This window comes from Mesorhizobium sp. M0208 (assembly GCF_040322015.1).
Taxonomy (GTDB): Bacteria; Pseudomonadota; Alphaproteobacteria; order Rhizobiales; family Rhizobiaceae; genus Mesorhizobium.
On the sequence record NZ_JAMYSP010000034.1, the window covers coordinates 52,197 to 69,177 of the forward strand.

At 61.8% G+C, this 16,981-nt stretch carries 21 protein-coding genes; 11 read left to right on the forward strand and 10 right to left on the reverse strand.

The features are described from left to right. Window positions 1-8 precede the first annotated feature (8 nt). Entirely contained in the window at window positions 9-416 is a 408-nt protein-coding gene (locus NKJ17_RS26255) for a hypothetical protein (protein WP_352509581.1), read from the reverse strand. Window positions 417-533: 117 nt separating this feature from the next. On the opposite strand from NKJ17_RS26255, the gene NKJ17_RS26260 reads away from it, so the two are divergent. Together NKJ17_RS26260 and NKJ17_RS26265 are read left to right on the forward strand one after the other, a co-directional pair. Next, window positions 534-962: a MarR family winged helix-turn-helix transcriptional regulator gene (locus NKJ17_RS26260; protein WP_352509583.1), complete on the forward strand. Its 429-nt coding sequence runs from the start codon at window positions 534-536 to the stop codon at window positions 960-962. A gap of 21 nt (window positions 963-983) precedes the next feature. Next, window positions 984-1,226: a type II toxin-antitoxin system Phd/YefM family antitoxin gene (locus NKJ17_RS26265; RefSeq protein ID WP_352509585.1), complete on the forward strand. Its 243-nt coding sequence runs from the start codon at window positions 984-986 to the stop codon at window positions 1,224-1,226. Window positions 1,227-1,231: 5 nt separating this feature from the next. On the opposite strand, the gene NKJ17_RS26270 is transcribed toward NKJ17_RS26265, so the two are convergent. Continuing rightward, window positions 1,232-3,304 (reverse strand): putative bifunctional diguanylate cyclase/phosphodiesterase, encoded by a 2,073-nt coding sequence (locus tag NKJ17_RS26270; protein ID WP_352690816.1) that lies wholly within the window; start codon window positions 3,302-3,304, stop codon window positions 1,232-1,234. 264 nt (window positions 3,305-3,568) lie between these two features. Here NKJ17_RS26270 and NKJ17_RS26275 point away from each other — a divergent pair, with 264 nt between their 5' ends. Both NKJ17_RS26275 and tdh read left to right on the forward strand, forming a co-directional pair. After that, on the forward strand, window positions 3,569-4,756 hold the full coding sequence (locus NKJ17_RS26275; RefSeq protein WP_352509587.1) for a glycine C-acetyltransferase: 1,188 nt from the start codon (window positions 3,569-3,571) through the stop codon (window positions 4,754-4,756). 53 nt (window positions 4,757-4,809) lie between these two features. Beyond that, on the forward strand, window positions 4,810-5,844 hold the full coding sequence (gene tdh / locus NKJ17_RS26280; protein WP_352509588.1) for an L-threonine 3-dehydrogenase: 1,035 nt from the start codon (window positions 4,810-4,812) through the stop codon (window positions 5,842-5,844). A gap of 67 nt (window positions 5,845-5,911) precedes the next feature. Here tdh and NKJ17_RS26285 read toward each other — a convergent pair whose 3' ends face one another. Next, on the reverse strand, window positions 5,912-6,349 hold the full coding sequence (locus NKJ17_RS26285; RefSeq protein ID WP_352509589.1) for a MarR family winged helix-turn-helix transcriptional regulator: 438 nt from the start codon (window positions 6,347-6,349) through the stop codon (window positions 5,912-5,914). Between the two features lie 154 nt (window positions 6,350-6,503). On the opposite strand from NKJ17_RS26285, the gene hmgA reads away from it, so the two are divergent. The 5 genes from hmgA to NKJ17_RS26310 are packed head-to-tail and all read left to right on the forward strand — an operon-like array spanning window position 6,504 to window position 10,647. Further along, a complete protein-coding gene (gene hmgA, locus NKJ17_RS26290) occupies window positions 6,504-7,817 on the forward strand; it encodes a homogentisate 1,2-dioxygenase (protein ID WP_352509591.1) in 1,314 nt (437 codons plus the stop codon). Between the two features lie 10 nt (window positions 7,818-7,827). Continuing rightward, a complete protein-coding gene (locus NKJ17_RS26295) occupies window positions 7,828-8,727 on the forward strand; it encodes an MBL fold metallo-hydrolase (protein WP_352690828.1) in 900 nt (299 codons plus the stop codon). Window positions 8,728-8,775: 48 nt separating this feature from the next. Next, the gene (locus tag NKJ17_RS26300; RefSeq protein WP_352509910.1) at window positions 8,776-9,798 is read left to right on the forward strand and encodes a fumarylacetoacetate hydrolase family protein; all 1,023 of its coding nucleotides are present in this window, start codon (window positions 8,776-8,778) and stop codon (window positions 9,796-9,798) included. Beyond that, window positions 9,795-10,088, forward strand: coding sequence for a hypothetical protein (locus tag NKJ17_RS26305; protein WP_352690829.1), 294 nt, complete (start codon window positions 9,795-9,797; stop codon window positions 10,086-10,088). Before NKJ17_RS26300 ends, NKJ17_RS26305 begins: the two co-directional genes overlap by 4 nt. 4 nt (window positions 10,089-10,092) lie before the next feature. Further along, a complete protein-coding gene (locus NKJ17_RS26310; RefSeq protein ID WP_352690831.1) occupies window positions 10,093-10,647 on the forward strand; it encodes a DinB family protein in 555 nt (184 codons plus the stop codon). Here the strand turns inward: NKJ17_RS26310 and NKJ17_RS26315 are convergent, their stop codons facing one another. The 3 genes from NKJ17_RS26315 to hppD all read right to left on the reverse strand — a co-directional run bounded on the left by NKJ17_RS26315 (window position 10,648) and on the right by hppD (window position 12,430). Beyond that, complete coding sequence (locus NKJ17_RS26315) at window positions 10,648-11,025, reverse strand: type II toxin-antitoxin system VapC family toxin (protein WP_352509908.1); 378 nt, start codon at window positions 11,023-11,025, stop codon at window positions 10,648-10,650. It lies immediately after the preceding gene. After that, window positions 11,022-11,246, reverse strand: coding sequence for a type II toxin-antitoxin system Phd/YefM family antitoxin (locus NKJ17_RS26320; protein ID WP_254817725.1), 225 nt, complete (start codon window positions 11,244-11,246; stop codon window positions 11,022-11,024). The genes NKJ17_RS26315 and NKJ17_RS26320 overlap by 4 nt, the downstream gene beginning before the upstream one ends. 68 nt (window positions 11,247-11,314) lie before the next feature. Continuing rightward, entirely contained in the window at window positions 11,315-12,430 is a 1,116-nt protein-coding gene (gene hppD / locus NKJ17_RS26325; protein ID WP_352509906.1) for a 4-hydroxyphenylpyruvate dioxygenase, read from the reverse strand. 153 nt (window positions 12,431-12,583) lie between these two features. Between hppD and NKJ17_RS26330 the strand changes: the two genes are divergently transcribed. Then, window positions 12,584-13,051 (forward strand): Lrp/AsnC family transcriptional regulator, encoded by a 468-nt coding sequence (locus NKJ17_RS26330; protein WP_254817488.1) that lies wholly within the window; start codon window positions 12,584-12,586, stop codon window positions 13,049-13,051. A 9-nt stretch (window positions 13,052-13,060) separates the two neighbouring features. On the opposite strand, the gene NKJ17_RS26335 is transcribed toward NKJ17_RS26330, so the two are convergent. From NKJ17_RS26335 to aztA, 4 genes are all read right to left on the reverse strand, one after another. Continuing rightward, window positions 13,061-13,399, reverse strand: a complete 339-nt coding sequence (locus NKJ17_RS26335; protein WP_352509905.1) for a protein tyrosine phosphatase family protein — start codon at window positions 13,397-13,399, stop codon at window positions 13,061-13,063. A 182-nt stretch (window positions 13,400-13,581) separates the two neighbouring features. Beyond that, complete coding sequence (gene aztC, locus NKJ17_RS26340) at window positions 13,582-14,523, reverse strand: zinc ABC transporter substrate-binding protein AztC (protein WP_352509903.1); 942 nt, start codon at window positions 14,521-14,523, stop codon at window positions 13,582-13,584. A 22-nt stretch (window positions 14,524-14,545) separates the two neighbouring features. Continuing rightward, window positions 14,546-15,421, reverse strand: a complete 876-nt coding sequence (aztB, locus tag NKJ17_RS26345; protein WP_254817491.1) for a zinc ABC transporter permease AztB — start codon at window positions 15,419-15,421, stop codon at window positions 14,546-14,548. Continuing rightward, window positions 15,421-16,233, reverse strand: a complete 813-nt coding sequence (aztA, locus tag NKJ17_RS26350; protein ID WP_352509901.1) for a zinc ABC transporter ATP-binding protein AztA — start codon at window positions 16,231-16,233, stop codon at window positions 15,421-15,423. The genes aztB and aztA overlap by 1 nt, the downstream gene beginning before the upstream one ends. Before the next feature lie 212 nt (window positions 16,234-16,445). Here aztA and NKJ17_RS26355 point away from each other — a divergent pair, with 212 nt between their 5' ends. Next, window positions 16,446-16,790, forward strand: coding sequence for a RidA family protein (locus tag NKJ17_RS26355; RefSeq protein ID WP_023674415.1), 345 nt, complete (start codon window positions 16,446-16,448; stop codon window positions 16,788-16,790). Window positions 16,791-16,981: the final 191 nt, after the last annotated feature.

Consider the following 16,981-nt stretch of genomic DNA (forward strand, 5'->3'; position numbering starts at 1 on the left):
CAGGACGTTCAAAACATCCTGGCGGTGGCCATGCAGAACACGGTGATGACCAGCAGGCCGCCGGCGATGCGTTCGCCTTTTGTCATCTTGGCGCGCAACTGGGTTTGCTTCGCCGCATCGGCGCCGGCCAACTGCCTGCTGGCGGAACCCACCAGTGCGCCCTGAACCCCGCCGGCAATCAAGGCAGTCAAGATGCCGAGCGCCAACACCCTCTCCATCGAGCCGAAAGAGCCGTTGTGGAAGAAATACCACAGCAGCAAGCCTGTGAGGAAAACCACGCCGGCCGCGCCCATTTGCGGCCGGAAGAAACGTTCCGCCCTGATCTCCGGTTCGCGGGCAACCGCGATGGTGGTGCCGGCCCAGAACACACCCGCCATGACGTGAAGGCCGAGGACGATGATGTAGACATATTGCATGACCGCATTTCCTATCTTGCCCACCGCTAGGCATATTGATAGATATCAAATGATTAGATGTCAACGCATAAGCTCGAGCCGGTTCCATCGGCTTTGCCCTTGTTCTAGTGTCGGATCATGACGCCCTTTCACCGCCCGCCGATCGGGATGAATCTCGCCCGCACCGCCAAGCTGGTCGCGCAGGCTTTCGACGCTGCCTTGGTCGAAGCCGGCGGCACGCTGCCGGTCTGGGTCACTTTGCTGTCGGTCAAGTCGCGGGAGCTGGCCAACCAACGCGAGCTCGCCGGCATGATCGGCATTCGGGGCGCAACGCTGACCCACCATCTCAACGCCATGGAGACGCAGGGCCTGCTGATGCGCCGCCGCGATCCCGAGAACCGCCGGGTTCACCAGGTGGAGCTGACCCAGGCCGGAGAGGCGTTGTTCCTGAAATTGCGCACGGCCGCGTTAGCCTTCGACAAACGGCTGCGGAAAGGGCTGTCCGACGACAGGCTGGCGGAGTTTGCACAGGTGCTGGCTGCGCTGCGGGCCAATGTCGAGAGCTAGAAATTAGGCTAGGAAGACGCCATGCGCGAAATTTCGCTGAAGGATGCCAGGGCTAAACTCTCGGCGGTGCTCGATCAGGTCATCGCGGGAGAACCGGCCGTCATCACCCGGCGTGGCCGCAAGCAGGCGGTCATTCTGTCGTTCCAGGACTATGAAAAGCTGGCGCGTGTGCCCAGCTTTGGACAATTGCTGGCAGCATTTCCCGGTAATGAGGATGACCTTCCGCCTCGGCCCATCAGGTCGGTTCGCAAGGCCGAACCATGACGGATCTACGCCCGGCTGCCCTGCAGCACTGTCAGCCTGGCCTTTTTCGGCGTCCGTGCCACCAGCCATTCACGCACCCTGTCCGGCGGCATCGGGAAAGCGATGGAATAGCCTTGCACCTGGTCGCAGCCGATCGCCATCAGCGAGTCGAGCTCGGCTTCGGTTTCGGGGCCCTCGGCGACGATCGAGATGCCGAGACCGCGGGCGAGCTCGGTCAGGGCACGCACGATCTTGTTGTTGCCGCTGTTCTCGTTGATGTTCTGGACGAAGCGGCGGTCGATCTTCAGCCGGTCGATCTCGTTTGGATTGACATGGCTGAGCGATGCGTAGCCGGTGCCGAAATCATCGAGCTCAAGATGGATGCCGGCGGCGCGGATGTGCCGCAGCTTTGCCGCGATACCGGTCTTCTCGTCGTCGAGAATGACGGATTCGACGATCTCCAGCGATAGTTTGTGCGCGGGCAGGCCGGTCCTTTCCAGCGTCCCGAACAGGAAGACTTCGAAATCTGTCTCGCGCAGCTCCGAACCGGACACGTTGACGGCGATCCGGCCGAAGCCGATGCCTGCGCGGTTCCATTCGGCTGCTTCGTTGATCGCCTTGGCAATGACGATGCGGCCAATCTCGGACATCAAGCCGCATTTTTCCGCGATTGAAATGAACTCGCCCGGCGCGATCATGCCGCGTTCGGCATGCCTCCAGCGAGCCAAAGCTTCGATGCCACTGATGGTGCCGTCCGACAGCGACACCTGCGGCTGGAAATAGACTTCGAACGCCTTCTCCGAGATGGCGACCCTGATGTCGAGCTCGAGCTGCTTTCGGTTGTCGAGTTCGCGCCTCAGCTCATCGGAGAAGAACGACAAACTGCCGCCGCCCTGCTTCTTGGCGGAATACAACGCCAGATCGGCATGGACGAGCAGATCCTGCGCATTGTCGGCGTCGACAGGATAGACCGCAATCCCCGCACTTACGCCCGGATGGATCGTCGTGCCTCGGAATATGACCGGTTCATTGAGTTTGGCCAGCATGCGTCTGGCGACGATATCGATGTCCTCGGTGCTGCCGGCGTCGTTGAGGACGACGACGAATTCATCGCCTCCGAGACGCACGTTGAGATCCGACGTACGGCACGAACCACGCATGCGTTGCGCAGCCGTCACCAGCACATAATCGCCGGCGGCGTGGCCGAACGTGTCGTTGATCTGCTTGAACCGGTCGAGATCGAACTGCACCACGGCAACCCGTTCACGCCGTCGCTGCGCGGCATTGATCAACGTATTGAAATGCTCGGTCAGGAAGGTGCGGTTGTGCAGGCCGGTCAGCCCGTCATGCACGGCAATAAAGGCCATGGAATTGCGCGCATCGACCAGCTCACGCGTCCTGCGCAGGATGGCGTTCGACATCGGCCTGAAAATGAAAAGCGCCACCAGCACGATGACGCCCATGGTCGAGTAGAACAATGTGCGGTTAAGCTCGAGAAGTGTTTCGGATCGGCGGTCTGCAAAGGCGCTGATGCGCTGGCCAAGTGCGGCATAGCCCGACAATGTTGCGTTGGCAACGGAAGCGTTCAGGTTGACGCGCTCCTCTCCGCCCTTGTAGCCACCATTGCCGGCCATGTTGAGCCGCGATTCGAATGACGAGATCAGGCGTTCGCCGTTGGCGATAAGCCCGACCGAGAAATAGTCGAGATGGAACGGCTTGGCGAAAAGCACGCTCTCGATCGATTTGGGATCGAACCTTGCCGGCGACGCCGGATCGGCGGCGGTCCGCTCGAGCAGCAGATCGTAGTTCTTCTCGAACTCTACCGTCGCTTGCTTGAGCGCGCTGATCAGGGCCGGCTGCTGGTCGCGTGAGGCGGTACCGGTCGCGCCGGCAAGGAAGACGATGCGTTGCGACAGGGCTTTTTGTGTGCTGACCACATCGAGCAGCGCCTGGTTGTGTTGCTGGGCCGCCATCATCTGTTGCAGCAGGATGAAGGAGGCCACGACCATGGCGGCGATGATCAGCAGAGCCAGCCAGTAGCCCGATTTGATGAGGAGTATGAGCCTGCCTGAAACGGCGTGCACCGGCTGCTGCGACATTTTCTGAGTCGGCCCTCTCGCCAACGAATTCTTGTGCGACAACCTTTGGCTTCAAAGTGTTAACAGGTTAGGGCAGCAACAGGCCGACAGCGGCGACCGTGGCGGGAAATCCGCAAAGTGGTTATTGCAATCTTTCGCAGCACCTCCGCATTTGAACATCGCGGCCTCTGCCGTGCCATTGCCGCCACCGAAGCGGTCGCTTTTGCGATGGATTTTTCGTCCGCGCGGCGCGACAGTCCTCATCGATCTCAACAGGGCCTGATCATGACCGCAGCATTCCTCTCCCACATCGACAGCGAGCTTGAAGGGCTGAAATCGGCAGGTCTCTATAAATCCGAGCGGGTGATAACCTCGACCCAATCGGCCGAGATCGAGGTGGACGGCGAGAAGGTGCTAAATTTCTGCGCCAATAATTATCTCGGCCTCGCCGACAGCGCCGAACTGCGCGAGGCGGCCAAGCAGGCGCTCGATCGTTACGGCTATGGCATGGCGTCGGTGCGCTTCATCTGCGGCACACAGGAGGAACACAAGCAGCTCGAGGCGACCATTTCTGATTTCCTCGGCATGGAGGACACTATCCTCTATGGCTCCTGCTTCGACGCCAATGGCGGCCTGTTCGAGACGCTGCTCGGCGAAGAGGATGCGGTCATCTCCGATGCGCTGAACCACGCCTCGATCATCGACGGGGTACGGCTGTCGAAGGCAAAGCGCTTCCGCTATGCCAACAACGACATGGCCGATCTCGAAGCGCGGCTGAAAGAGGCGCGCGATTGTCGGTTCCGGCTGATCGCCACCGACGGCGTCTTCTCGATGGACGGCATCATCGCCAATCTTCGGGGCGTGTGCGATCTCGCCGAGAAATACGATGCGATGGTCATGGTCGACGACAGCCACGCGGTCGGCTTCGTCGGCAAGAACGGTCGCGGCTCGGCCGAGCATTGCGGCGTCGAGGGCAGGGTGGACATCATCACCGGTACGCTCGGCAAGGCGCTTGGCGGCGCTTCCGGGGGCTACACCTCTGGTAAGAGGCAGGTGGTCGACTGGCTGCGCCAGCGCTCGCGTCCTTACCTCTTCTCAAACACACTGATGCCGGCGATCGCGGGCGCCTCGATCCGGGTGTTCGAGCTGATTCGCAATGGCGATGCATTGCGTCAGCGCCTATATGCAAACGCAGCGCGGTTTCGCTCCGAGATGGGCAAGCTGGGCTTTACGCTGGCCGGCGCCGACCATCCGATCATCCCGGTGATGCTGGGCGACGCGACGCTGGCGCAGGAAATGGCCGCGCGCATGCTCAAGCGCGGCATCTATGTCATCGGCTTCTCCTTCCCGGTGGTGCCGAAGGGCCAGGCGCGCATCCGCACGCAGATGTCTGCCGCCCATTCCAGCGCCGACATTGACCGTGCGGTTGAGGCGTTCGCCGCAGTCGGTCGCGAACTCGGCGTGATTTCCTGAATGACCGGCAGTCGAAAAGCGATTCCGGATCAAGACCTTCAAGGGACTGCAGAATGTCGAACATGATGAAGGCGCTGGTGAAGGCCAAGGCCGAGCCGGGCATGTGGATGGAAGAGGTGCCGGTGCCGGAGATCGGCCCCAACGACGTGCTGATCAAGATCAGGAAGACCGCGATCTGCGGGACCGACGTCCACATCTACAATTGGGACCAGTGGGCGCAAAAGACCGTGCCGGTGCCGATGGTGACCGGGCATGAATTCGTTGGTACGGTCGCCGATTTCGGCGCGGCGGTGACCGAATACAAAGTCGGCCAGCGCGTTTCGGGCGAGGGTCACATCGTCTGCGGCCATTGCCGCAACTGCCGGGCGGGCAGGGGGCATCTTTGCCGCAACACGCTCGGCGTCGGCGTCAATCGCCCCGGCGCCTTCGGCGAATATCTGGCTATCCCGCAGCACAATGTCGTGCCGATCCCCGACGACGTGCCGGACGAGATCGCCGCGATCTTCGATCCCCTGGGCAATGCGGTTCACACCGCACTATCTTTCGACCTCGTCGGCGAGGACGTGCTGGTCACCGGCGCCGGGCCGATCGGCATCATGGGCGCATTGGTGGCGCAATGCGTCGGCGCGCGAAAAGTGGTCATCACCGACATCAACCCGGTGCGCCTGGCACTGGCAAAAAAGCTCGGCGTCCAGCATGTCGTTGACGCCTCGAAAGAAAAGCTGCGCGATATCATGCCGGCGCTCGGCATGACCGAGGGTTTTGACGTCGGTCTTGAAATGTCCGGTGCCGCACCGGCATTCCGCGACATGATCGATACCATGAACAATGGCGGCAAGATCGCCATTCTCGGCATCGCGCCGACCGGCTTCGAGATCGACTGGAACAAGGTCATCTTCAAGATGCTGCATCTGAAGGGCATCTACGGCCGCGAGATGTTCGAGACCTGGTACAAGATGATTGCGCTGGTGCAGGGTCCTCTCAATGTCAGCGGCCTGATCACCCACCGCATCGGCATCGACGACTATATTTTCGGCTTCGAAGCGATGAAGAGCGGCAATTCCGGCAAGGTGGTCATGGACTGGTGAAGGCCCGAAGGAACACGGTGCGAACTGAAAGCTGTTCCGCCAAGGTGCCTGTAATTCTGGCAGGAACCTAGCTTTTCCCCAATGCCGCCTCCAGTGCTGCCACTCCGCCGACAATGGCCACACGCTCGGCGGGGCTCAATCTTGCCAGCAATTCCCGTTCGAACTCCTTCGCCAGCGGCACCATCTCGCGATAGGCGGCAACGCCAGCCTTGGTCAGCGCCAGATGCTCGACACGGCGGTCTTTTTCGTCAGGCGTCCGGCTGAGCCAGCGGCGCCGTTCGAGCTCGGCGACCGCGCGCGAAATCTTGGTCTTGTGCATGGCCGATTGCTCGCCGAGCGCCGTCGCCGTCATGGTGCCGTGCTGTCCAAGCCCGGCCAGCGTGCGCCATTCGGGCCGGGTCAGTCCGTGACGGTCCTTGTATATCCTTGAGAATTCGCGGCTGACGGCATCGGCAAGCCGATAGAGCCGGTAAGGCAGGAAGGATTCCAGCTCAAGGATTTCCATGGTTGGCCCTGACTGGGGATGCTGGCGGCTCATGGCGAAATCACCGTTGATGGTTACATTTTCAATGGTTACAAATGAAACCGGTATGGTCAACCCGGAGCATCTTTGCGGATGCGCAAACGATGCTCCGAGACCATGAATTCGGGAGGGTTCCATGGCCTACTCCTACATGCCGGGTTTCGGCAATGACTTCGAAACCGAGACTTTGCCGGGCTCGCTGCCGCAAGGGCGAAACTCGCCGCAGCGGCCGGCCTACGGCCTCTATGCCGAGCAGCTTTCGGGCTCTCCTTTCACCGCGCCGCGCGGCACCAATGAGCGCTCCTGGCTTTATCGGATAAGGCCGAGCGTGAGGCACACCGGTCGCTTCAAAGCGGCGAATTATCCGCTTTGGAAAAGCGCGCCGAACGTCGGCGACCACCAGCTCGCACTCGGCCAGTATCGCTGGAGCCCGGTGCCGATGCCCAAGGAGCCGACCGATTTCATTGCCGGCATGCGCTCGATCACCACCGCCGGCGACGTGCTCGGCCAGACCGGCATGGCGGCACACGTCTACGTCGCCAACCGCTCGATGGTCGACGATCATTTCTTCAACGCCGACGGCGAGTTGCTGGTCGTGCCGCAGGTTGGAGCCTTGCGCTTCGTCACCGAGATGGGGGTCATCGAACTCAGGCCGGGCGAGATCGCCGTGCTGCCGCGTGGTCTGGTGTTCAAGGTCGAACTGGTGGATGCCGAAGTGCGCGGCTATGTCTGCGAGAATTACGGCGCCAAGCTGACGCTGCCGGATCGTGGCCCCATCGGCGCCAATTGCCTGGCCAATCCGCGCGATTTCAAGACGCCCTGTGCTTGGTTCGAGGACAAGGAGACACCGTGCCGGCTGATCGCGAAATGGTGTGGCCAGTTCCATGTCACCGAGATCGACCATTCGCCGCTGGATGTCGTGGCGTGGCACGGCAATTATTCGCCCTACAAATATGATCTTGCGACCTTCTCGCCGGTCGGCGCAATCCTGTTCGACCACCCCGATCCGTCGATCTTCACCGTGCTGACCGCGCCGAGCGGCGAGGAAGGCACCGCCAATATCGATTTCGTCATCTTCCCGCCGCGCTGGCTTGTGGCGGAAAACACTTTCCGGCCGCCCTGGTATCACCGCAACATCATGAGCGAGTTCATGGGCCTCATACATGGTCAGTACGATGCCAAGGAAGAGGGCTTCGTGCCCGGCGGCATCAGTCTGCACAACATGATGCTGGCTCACGGACCCGATGCGTCTGGCTTCGAAAAAGCCTCGCGCGCGGAGCTGAAACCGGTCAAGCTCGACAACACCATGGCCTTCATGTTCGAGACACGCTTTCCGCAGATGGTGACCCGCTATGGCGCCGAGCTCGAAACCCGGCAGGACAATTACATCGACTGCTGGGCCGGCCTGAAGAAGCGCTTCAACGGCACGCCCGAGGGCGACTGGTCTTGAGCGCCGTCGCGTGACGGATCGTCTGGTCCTTCTTGGCTCGAAGGGTGGTCCCGCGCTGCGGCCGGGCGGGCCGTGGCCGAGTTCGTCACTGCTGGAGATTGGCGGCCGCACCCTTGTCGTCGATTGCGGGCTGGGCGTAACGCGCGGGCTGACCGATGCCGGCATCAGCCTGAAGGCGCTCGACCTGATCTTCATCACGCATTTGCATTCCGACCATGTGCTCGAACTCGGACCATTGATCCACACCGCGTGGACGGCCGGCCTGGCAACAAAGGCCACCGTATTCGGCCCGCCCGGCACCGCCTATTATTGGCAACGCTTTTGCCAGGCGATGGAGTTCGACATCGAGATCCGCATCGCCGATGAAGGGCGGCCGGATCTCCGCGACCTGGTCTCGATCGTCGAGTTTGGTGAAGGCCAGGTGGCGGAAGAGCGCGGCCTCAAAATATCGGCCTTGCGCGTCGACCACCCGCCGGTGACGGACTGCTTTGCGCTGCGCTTCGACCATGCGGGGCAAAGCATCGTCTTCTCGTCGGATACGGCGTTCTTTCCGCCATTGGCGGATTTCGCCCAAGGCGCCGACGTCCTGGTCCACGAGGCCATGCTGGAAGAGGGTATCGAGCGGCTGGTCGCGAAGACCGGCAACGGCGCAAGGCTGAGGGAACACCTGCTTGCCAGCCATAGCTTTGCCGAGGAAGCGGGCCGCATCGCCAGTGATGCAGGCGTCAAAAGACTGGTCCTCAACCATCTCATTCCCGCCGACGATCCCGAGATCGGCGAGGCCGACTGGATTGCCGCCGTCAGGAAAACATGGGCCGGCGACTTGACGATCGCACGCGACGGCCTTGTTGTGGAGCTGGAGCATGATCCCGAAAAGTGGAAACCGGTTTTCGGAAGAGATCATGCGTAGAACAAAAAATCAAAGCAGCACCAAAGCTGCGCCAGGAGAGGAAACCGCATGAAGCTTGCCACATTGAAGGATGGGACGCGCGACGGAAAGCTTGTCGTCGTCTCGCGCGACCTGACACGGTTCACCGATGCTTCGTTTCTGGTGCAGACGCTGCAGGCCGCGCTTGACGACTGGCTTCGGATCGCGCCGCATCTCGCTGCCATGGCTGAATCGCTAGAGAATAATGCGGTGCCGTCGGCTCGCTTTCACGAGCACGACGCCCATTCGCCGCTGCCGCGCGCCTACCAATGGGCCGATGGCTCGGCCTATGTGAACCATGTCGAACTGGTGCGGAAAGCGCGCGGCGCCGAGATGCCGGCAAGCTTCTGGACCGATCCGCTGATCTACCAGGGCGGCTCGGACGCTTTCCTCGCACCGCGGGACCCAATCCGCATGACCGACGAGACCCTTGGCATCGACATGGAAGGAGAGGTCGCGGTCATAGTTGACGATGTGCCGATGGGCGCAAGCCTCGAAGAGGCGCGGGCAGCGATCCGCTTGGTCATGCTGGTCAACGATGTGACGCTGCGCGGCCTGACCGGACCCGAGCTTGCCAAGGGGTTCGGCTTCTACCAGTCGAAACCGTCATCGGCCTTTTCGCCGGTAGCGGTGACGCCGGAAGAGCTGGGCGATGCCTGGGACGGCGGCAAGGTCAGCCTGCCGCTGCTGGTCGATCTCAACAGCAAGCCGTTCGGCCGGGCGAACGCCGGCATCGACATGACCTTCGACTTTCCGGCGCTGATTGTTCACGCCGCAAAAACGCGACCGTTGGCCGCCGGCACCATCGTCGGTTCGGGCACCGTCTCCAACAAGCTCGACGGCGGGCCGGGCAAGCCTGTCTCGGCAGGCGGCGCCGGCTATTCCTGTATCGCCGAGTTGCGGATGATCGAGACTATTGAGGCCGGCGGACCGAAAACGCCCTTCCTGCGCTTTGGCGATACCGTGCGCATCGAGATGAAGGACAGAGGCGGGCATTCGATCTTCGGCGCCATCGAGCAGAAGGTCGAGAAATACGACGGGGCAAGAGAATGACGGGCGAGACGTTCTACCTGCTGTGCGGTGTCTGGGCCCTTGTCATGCTGGCGATCTTCATCCTGGCGGTCCGCCTGAGCTACCGCATCGAGGCGCGCTCGCCCGGCCTGACCAACCGCAGCGGCTTTCCGCGCAAGGCGATGATGTTCCATACCGTCACCAACACCAACGTCGCACGGGACCAGGAAACGCAAGCCATGCGGCGGCACATGATCCGGCTTCTGCTGATCGTCATCGCCGGATTCGTGCTCATGTGGGCGGGCCTGTCTTTGGTCCGGTCAGCGGCGTGAAGTCATGGACCTGCTGAACCATTTCCGCCGCATGGCAGCTAACAATCTGTGGTCCAACGACCGGCTCTATCGTGCCGTGCTGCAGCTTGAGCCCGGCGAATTCGAAGCTGAAAGGATAAGCTTCTTCCCATCGATCAAGGCAACGCTGAACCACATTCTCGCGGTCGATCACCTCTATCTCGATTTTCTCGAAGAGAGCGGCGTCGGCGCCGCCGCCCATGACGATTTTGTGCCGTTCAATGATGCCAAGGCGCTTTTTGTTGAACAGGCGGAGGCCGATCGGCGGCTGATCGCCTTTTGCGACCGCCTGTCGGCGGACGATCTCGGGCGCCGCGTTCTCACCGACCGGCGCGAGGACGGCATGCTACCGGAGCGGATCGGCGATTTGCTCGCCCATCTCTTCATCCACGACATCCATCATCGCGGCCAGGTGCACGCGATGCTGTCCGGCACCTCGGTGAAACCGCCGCAACTCGACGAGTTCTTCCTCGATTACGATGTGAAACTCAGGAAAGCGGAGGTTGAGCGGCTGGGCTTGCGAGACCAACTGCTTGGATAATCATGCCAAAGCCACATCGTAACGGGCGAAATGCGGGTCGGATGTCAGGATGGTGAGGTTCTCCACTTGCGCCTGCGCAATCAGAAGCCTGTCGAACGGATCACCATGGTGGTGGGGTAGGCCGCCGACGGCGTTCGCGTGCTGGAAGGTTACGGCGAGCGGCTGAAATTGCATCCTTGGAAGCAGCGTTGGCAGATCGTCCGGCGCATTAAGTTTTCTGATCGAACGTTTGATGGCAATTTCCCAGATGCTTGCCGCGCTCGCGAACACCACCGCTTCCGAAGCCAGAATAACGCGGTGGTGCTCGCTGAGACGTCGATCGTCCGAAATCGACCAGAGGATGATGTGTGTGTCGGCGAGAAACGGGCCGACCGTCATTTCACGTACTCATCCCACTCGGGACCGAGTTCATCAAAATCGTCCGCAATCCAGATCTTGCCCTTCAATGCGCCGATACGCGGCAGGGGTTCGGCCACTGCCGGAGCTACGATACGCGCCGCCACCTTGCCGTGGCGTGTGAGCACGATCTCCTCGCCGGCTTCCGCGCGGCTGACGAGTTCCGACAATTTGGCCTTGGCTTCGGCAATAGAAACATTCATGACTCGATCCTTATGACCATAATTTAGGTCATAATTGATCAAACCACAAGACACCTCGGCCGAGCTGGCTACGCTGCCTTGCCGTCCACCCTCAGCACGCCGCGCTTGATCTGGTCCTGCTCGATCGATTCGAACAAAGCGCGGAAATTGCCCTCGCCAAAGCCTTCGTCGCCCTTTCTCTGGATGAATTCGAAGAAGATCGGCCCGATGACGGTTTTCGAAAAAATCTGCAGCAGGATCTTGGTCGTGCCGCCGTCGACCACGCCTTCGCCGTCGATCAGGATGCCGTGCTTCTTCATACGCTCGATCGGCTCATCGTGGCCGTTCACGCGAGCATGGGACATGTCGTAATAGGTCTCCGGCGGACCCGGCATGAACTTCAGGCCGTTTTCGGCCAGCCGGTCGGTGGCGTCGTAAATGTTGTCGGTACCGACGGCGATGTGCTGGATGCCCTCGCCATTATACTTTTTCAGATATTCGGCGATCTGGCTGGTCTCGTCCTTGGACTCGTTGAGCGGGATGCGGATCTTGCCGCACGGCGAGGTGATGGCGCGGCTGACCAGGCCGGTGATCTTGCCGTCGATGTCGAAGAAATGGATCTGCTTAAAGCCGAACAGGTCGCGGTAGAAATCCCACCATTTGTCCATCTGGCCGCGATAGACATTGTGGGTGAGGTGGTCGAGATAGTAGAAGCCGACGCCTTCCGGCCTGGGGTTGCGCTCGCCCAGCCAGTCGAACTCGGCGTCGTAAGCCGACCCCTTCTCGCCGTAGGCTTCGATGAAATAGAGCAGCGATCCGCCGATCCCGACGATCGCCGGCACATCGAGCGTCTTGTCGTTGCCTTCATAGGGCGTCGCGCCCCTGGCTACCGCATGGTCGAAGGCATGCCTGGCATCGACCACCCGCCACGCCATTGAGGCGGCGCAAGGGCCGTGCTTGTCGACGAATTTCATGGCATGCGAGCCGGGTTCGGCATTGACGACATAATTGATGTCGCCTTGCCGCCAGACGGTAATGTTCTTGCTGCGGTGCCTGGCGACCGGCACATAGCCCATACGGGTGAACAGTTCGGCGAGCTTTTCTGGCTCGGCATGCGCGAATTCGACGAATTCGAAGCCGTCGGTGCCGGCGGGATTGGTTTTGCTGATCTTGGCGGGCGGTGCGTCGTGCGGGAAGGGACCCATGGCATTGCTCCGAAATCTGGCCTGAAATCTGGCCTTGGCCGCGTCGGCCATATCTGAGCGCAATCATAGCGCGGAGCGAGTGCAAATTGCTTGCATTCAAACGCTTAAAATGGTCTGATTATGCGCGAGTTGTGCACTGCGGAGCCGAAATTCATGGATGAGGCGCGCATCGACCAGTTTGACCGCAAGATAATGGCTCTGCTGCAGGGCGATGCACGCCTGACCAACAACGACCTCTCGGAACGGGTGAACCTGTCCGCTTCGCAATGCTCGCGCCGTCGCCAGCGGCTGGAGGAGGACGGCTATATCAAAGGCTACCGGGCGGTGCTCGACCGCGACAAGCTCGGCTTTTCCCTTGTCAACGTCATCTCGGTGACGCTTGCCACTCACAACCGCGACAATGCGCGGCGTTTCGGCGAATTGGTGGCGCGGCTGCCGCAAGTGCAGGAAGCGCACGCGCTGACGGGCGAGATGGACTATATATTGAAAGTGGTGACGCCCGACCTGAAGTCGCTGTCGGAATTCGTCAACAGCGTGCTGCTGCCGCACGAATCCGTGCAGCACGTGAAGACGGCGATCGTGCTGGAGACGCTGAAGGAAACCGGCGCGCTACCGATCTGAGGGCGAATGTCACCCCTTCGACTGCTGGATCAGCCCATAAAGATTGGTGCAGCGGGCGCCGGAACGGCAGTAAGCGAAGACCGGGCCTTCAAGTTCCTCAAGCGCCTCGGCCTGGTCCTCGACATTCTCGGCCGTGATCTGGCCGCTGATGACGGGGATGTAGCGGAAGGCGAGCCCGGCGCCCTCGACCGCCGCCTTGACGGTGTCGGCCGATGGCTGGCCGGGCTGCTCATCGTCCGGCCGGTTGCAGATCACGCTTCTGAAGCCGGCGGCCTTGATGGTCGCGACGTCCTCGGGCTGGATCTGGCCCGAGACCGAATAGTCCTCGCTGATCTGTCGGTATTCCATGGCGGTGTCCTCGCAATCTGGTTAGCGGCAGTCTTGCCACTCCCTGACCCGGTCGGCAATCCGCGCGAAAAGAAATCCATCCGCGCAGATAGAGATTTCGATGCCGGAAATCCAGCCGGACAGCGCCGCGTGTGCTTGGATGCGCCATACGCCAGCCCGGCTGGATGTACGAGGTCGATCGCTCAGCTGCCGAGGATCGCGCCTTTGATCTGGGCGATGTTGTTGCGCATCAGGTCGATATAGGTCGCGGCCGGGCCGTCGGGCTGCGACAGCGCATCGGAATAGAGCGTGCCGCCCACCTTGATGCCGGTCTCGCTGGCGATCTGCTCGATCAGCCGCGGATTGGTGATGTTCTCGACGAAGATCGCCGCCGCCTTGTCCTGCTTCACCTGGCTGACCAGCTTGGCCACGTCGGCGGCGGAAGGCTCCGACTCGGTCGACACGCCTTCCGGGGCCAGGAAGGTCAAGCCATAGGCCTTCTCGAAATAGCCGAAGGCATCATGCGAGGTGATGACGACGCGCTTCTCTTGCGGGATCGACTGGATCGCCGCCTGCACTTCGCCCTCGAGCGCATCGAGCTTTTGCGTATAGGCGGCTGCATTGGCCTTGTAGCTGTCGCAACCCGCAGCGTCGGCCGTGCAAAAGGCGTCGGCGATGTTCTTCACATAGATCTTGGCGTTGGCGATCGACTGGAAGGCGTGCGGATCGGTGACCGTCTTGCCGCCATCGGTTTCCGCGCCTTCGGCGGCGTCGGCCTCGGCGAATTCGGGTTTGAAATTGATGGGCGTGACCCCCTTGGTCAGCACGGCAATCGAAGCCTTGGTAGCGCTGGCGTCGACCAGGCGCTGCAGAAAACCTTCGAAATGCAGGCCGTTGACCAGCACGATGTCGGCCTTGGCCATGGCCACCGCATCGGCAGGGCTCGGCTCGTAGACGTGGGCGTCGCCGTCCGGCCCGACGATGGTGGTCAGATCGATGCGGTCGCCGCCGACATTCTTGGCGAAATCGGCGATGATGGTGAAGCTGGCGACCACTTTCAACGGCTCAGCAAAGGCCGACGAAGCGCCAAGGGCGGTTAATGTTATAACGCTCACGGCCAACGCGGTGCGGATCGATTTCAGCATGGACAGTTTCTCCTTGTTGGGATCAGGCAGTTCTGTGGCGGTGATGGACGATGCGGGCGCGCAGGATGCCGCGCGTGCCGAACAGGATCGAGGCGAAATAGACGACGCCGGCGGACAGGATGATGGCCGGGCCGGAGGGCAGTGACGCATGGTAGGACAACAGCAGCCCGGCAATGCAGGAGGCAAAGCCGATCACTGTGGCCAACACGCACATCGGCTCGACGCGCGACGTCCAGAAGCGGGCCGCCGCCGCCGGCAGCATCATCAGCCCGACCGACAGCAAGGTGCCGAGCGCCTGGAAACCACCCACGAGATTGAGCACGACGAGGCCGAGAAAGATGAAATGCACCGGGCTGCCCATCCGGCTGACCGAGCGCAGGAACAAAGGGTCGAGGCATTCGGCGACCAGCGCCCGCCAGAAGATGGCGAGGCTGGCCAGCGTCACCACGACGATGCCGCCGATCAGCGTCAGCGCCTCGTTGTTGAGCGCCAATACGGTGCCGAACAGCACATGCATGAGATCGACGCTGGAACCGCGGATCGACACCATAAGCACGCCGATGGCCAGCGAAATCAGATAGAAGGCCGCCATCGAGGCATCCTCGCGCTGGATGGTGAAGCGCGAGACGGCGCCGGCGCCGAGCGCCACGATGATGCCGGCGATCAGTCCGCCGATAGTCATCGGCAGGATTTCCAGGCCATAGAACAGGAAGCCTGCGGCAGCACCCGGCAGGATGGCATGCGCCATGGCGTCGCCGGACAGGCTCATGCGCCGCAGCATCAGGAAAACGCCGACCGGGCAGGCGCCGAGCGACAGCATCATCGAACCGGCGAGCGCCCGCTGCATGAAGGCGTAGTCGGCGAACGGAGCGACGAACAGACCGTAGAGCACGTCCATCACGCCGCCGTCGGCCCGGGGCCGTGATGATGGTCATGGTCATGGCCGTGTTCGTGGCCACTGTGCTGGTGATCATGCTCGCTGGGCTCACACCATGGCGCGTTATCCTCCCAGGCCTCGTGGAAGCGACGCGCACGCAACAAATTCTCCGGCCGCAGCGTCTCCCTGGTCTCTCCCCAAGCGATCGGCTGGCGCGCCAGCAGCAGTGTTTCGGGGAAATTCTGCCGCACCAGATCGAGATCGTGGACCACAACCATGATCGTGCGCTCCTCGCCGTGCCAGCGCTTGATCAGCGCGATCAGGTCACCGACCGTCTTGGCATCGACGGCGTTGAACGGCTCGTCGAGCAGGATGAGCTCGGCATCCTGCAACAGCACGCGGGCAAACAGCGTGCGCTGCAGCTGGCCGCCCGACAACGTGTCGATCGGGCGCTTCTCGAAACCGCCGAGGCCGACGGCCATCAGCGCCTCGCTGACCGAGTCGCGATCTTCCCTTGTATAACGGCCGAGCATGCCGCGCCGCGGCCATAGGCCAAGTGAAACCAGGTCGACGACACGGGCCGGAAAGGAACGGTCGAGCTCCGATTGCTGCGGCAGATAGGCGGCGCGCACGCCGGGCGCCCGGATCACCGCACCGGCCATCGGCTTCAGGACGCCGACAATGCCCTTCATCAGCGTCGACTTGCCGGAGCCGTTGGCGCCGACGACCGCCGTCAACGACCCCTTGCGGATCGTACCATCGAGGTGGTGGATCGCTGGGTGGCTGTTGTAGCCCAGCGTCAGGTCGCGGAAGGTCAGGCAGGTTTGGCTCATGTGACGATCCATGGGGCGACGATCGGTGGTGCAGGGGCGGATTCGATATGTGATGTTATTACATTAGTCAACAAGCCAATCGGGCGGAATTGCGGCCGGGCCGTCATGTTGTGTGCATTGGCTTGGCTCAAGAAGTTCCGCTCGAGCGGCCTTGCTCCCGGCGAACCCGGCCCCTAAACAGGCGCAGCTGACAAGAGGAGAAGGAATATCCAATGAGCATTCGTCGCATCGATGTAGGCCCACGCATGAGCCAGATCGTCATCCACGGCAACACCGTCTATCTGGCCGGTCAGGTCGGCAAGCCGGGCGGAAACGTCGGTGCCCAGACCAGGGACATTCTGGCGGCGATCGACGAATTGCTGGCCAAGGCCGGCACCGACAAAACCAAGATCCTGCAGGCGATCATCTGGCTGGCCGACATGAGCACCTTTGCCGAGATGAACGCGGAATGGGACAAATGGGTGCCGCAGGGCAACACGCCGGCCCGCGCCACGGGCGAAGCGAAACTTGCCGGACCGGAATATCTGGTCGAGATCATTGTTACCGCGGCGATTTGAGAATGCGGCTCTAACCCTCCCCCTCGAGGGGAGGGTCGGCGAGTAGTCGAAGCGAAGCGGAGACTGCGAGACGGGGTGGGGTCGGCGAGGTTGCTCCGGCACCCCCCCCCCCGACAAAAAAAACCCGCCCCACCAAATGTACACACCCCCCCCCACCAAAGGTGGGGGCTATATGCTAGACAAAACCCAAT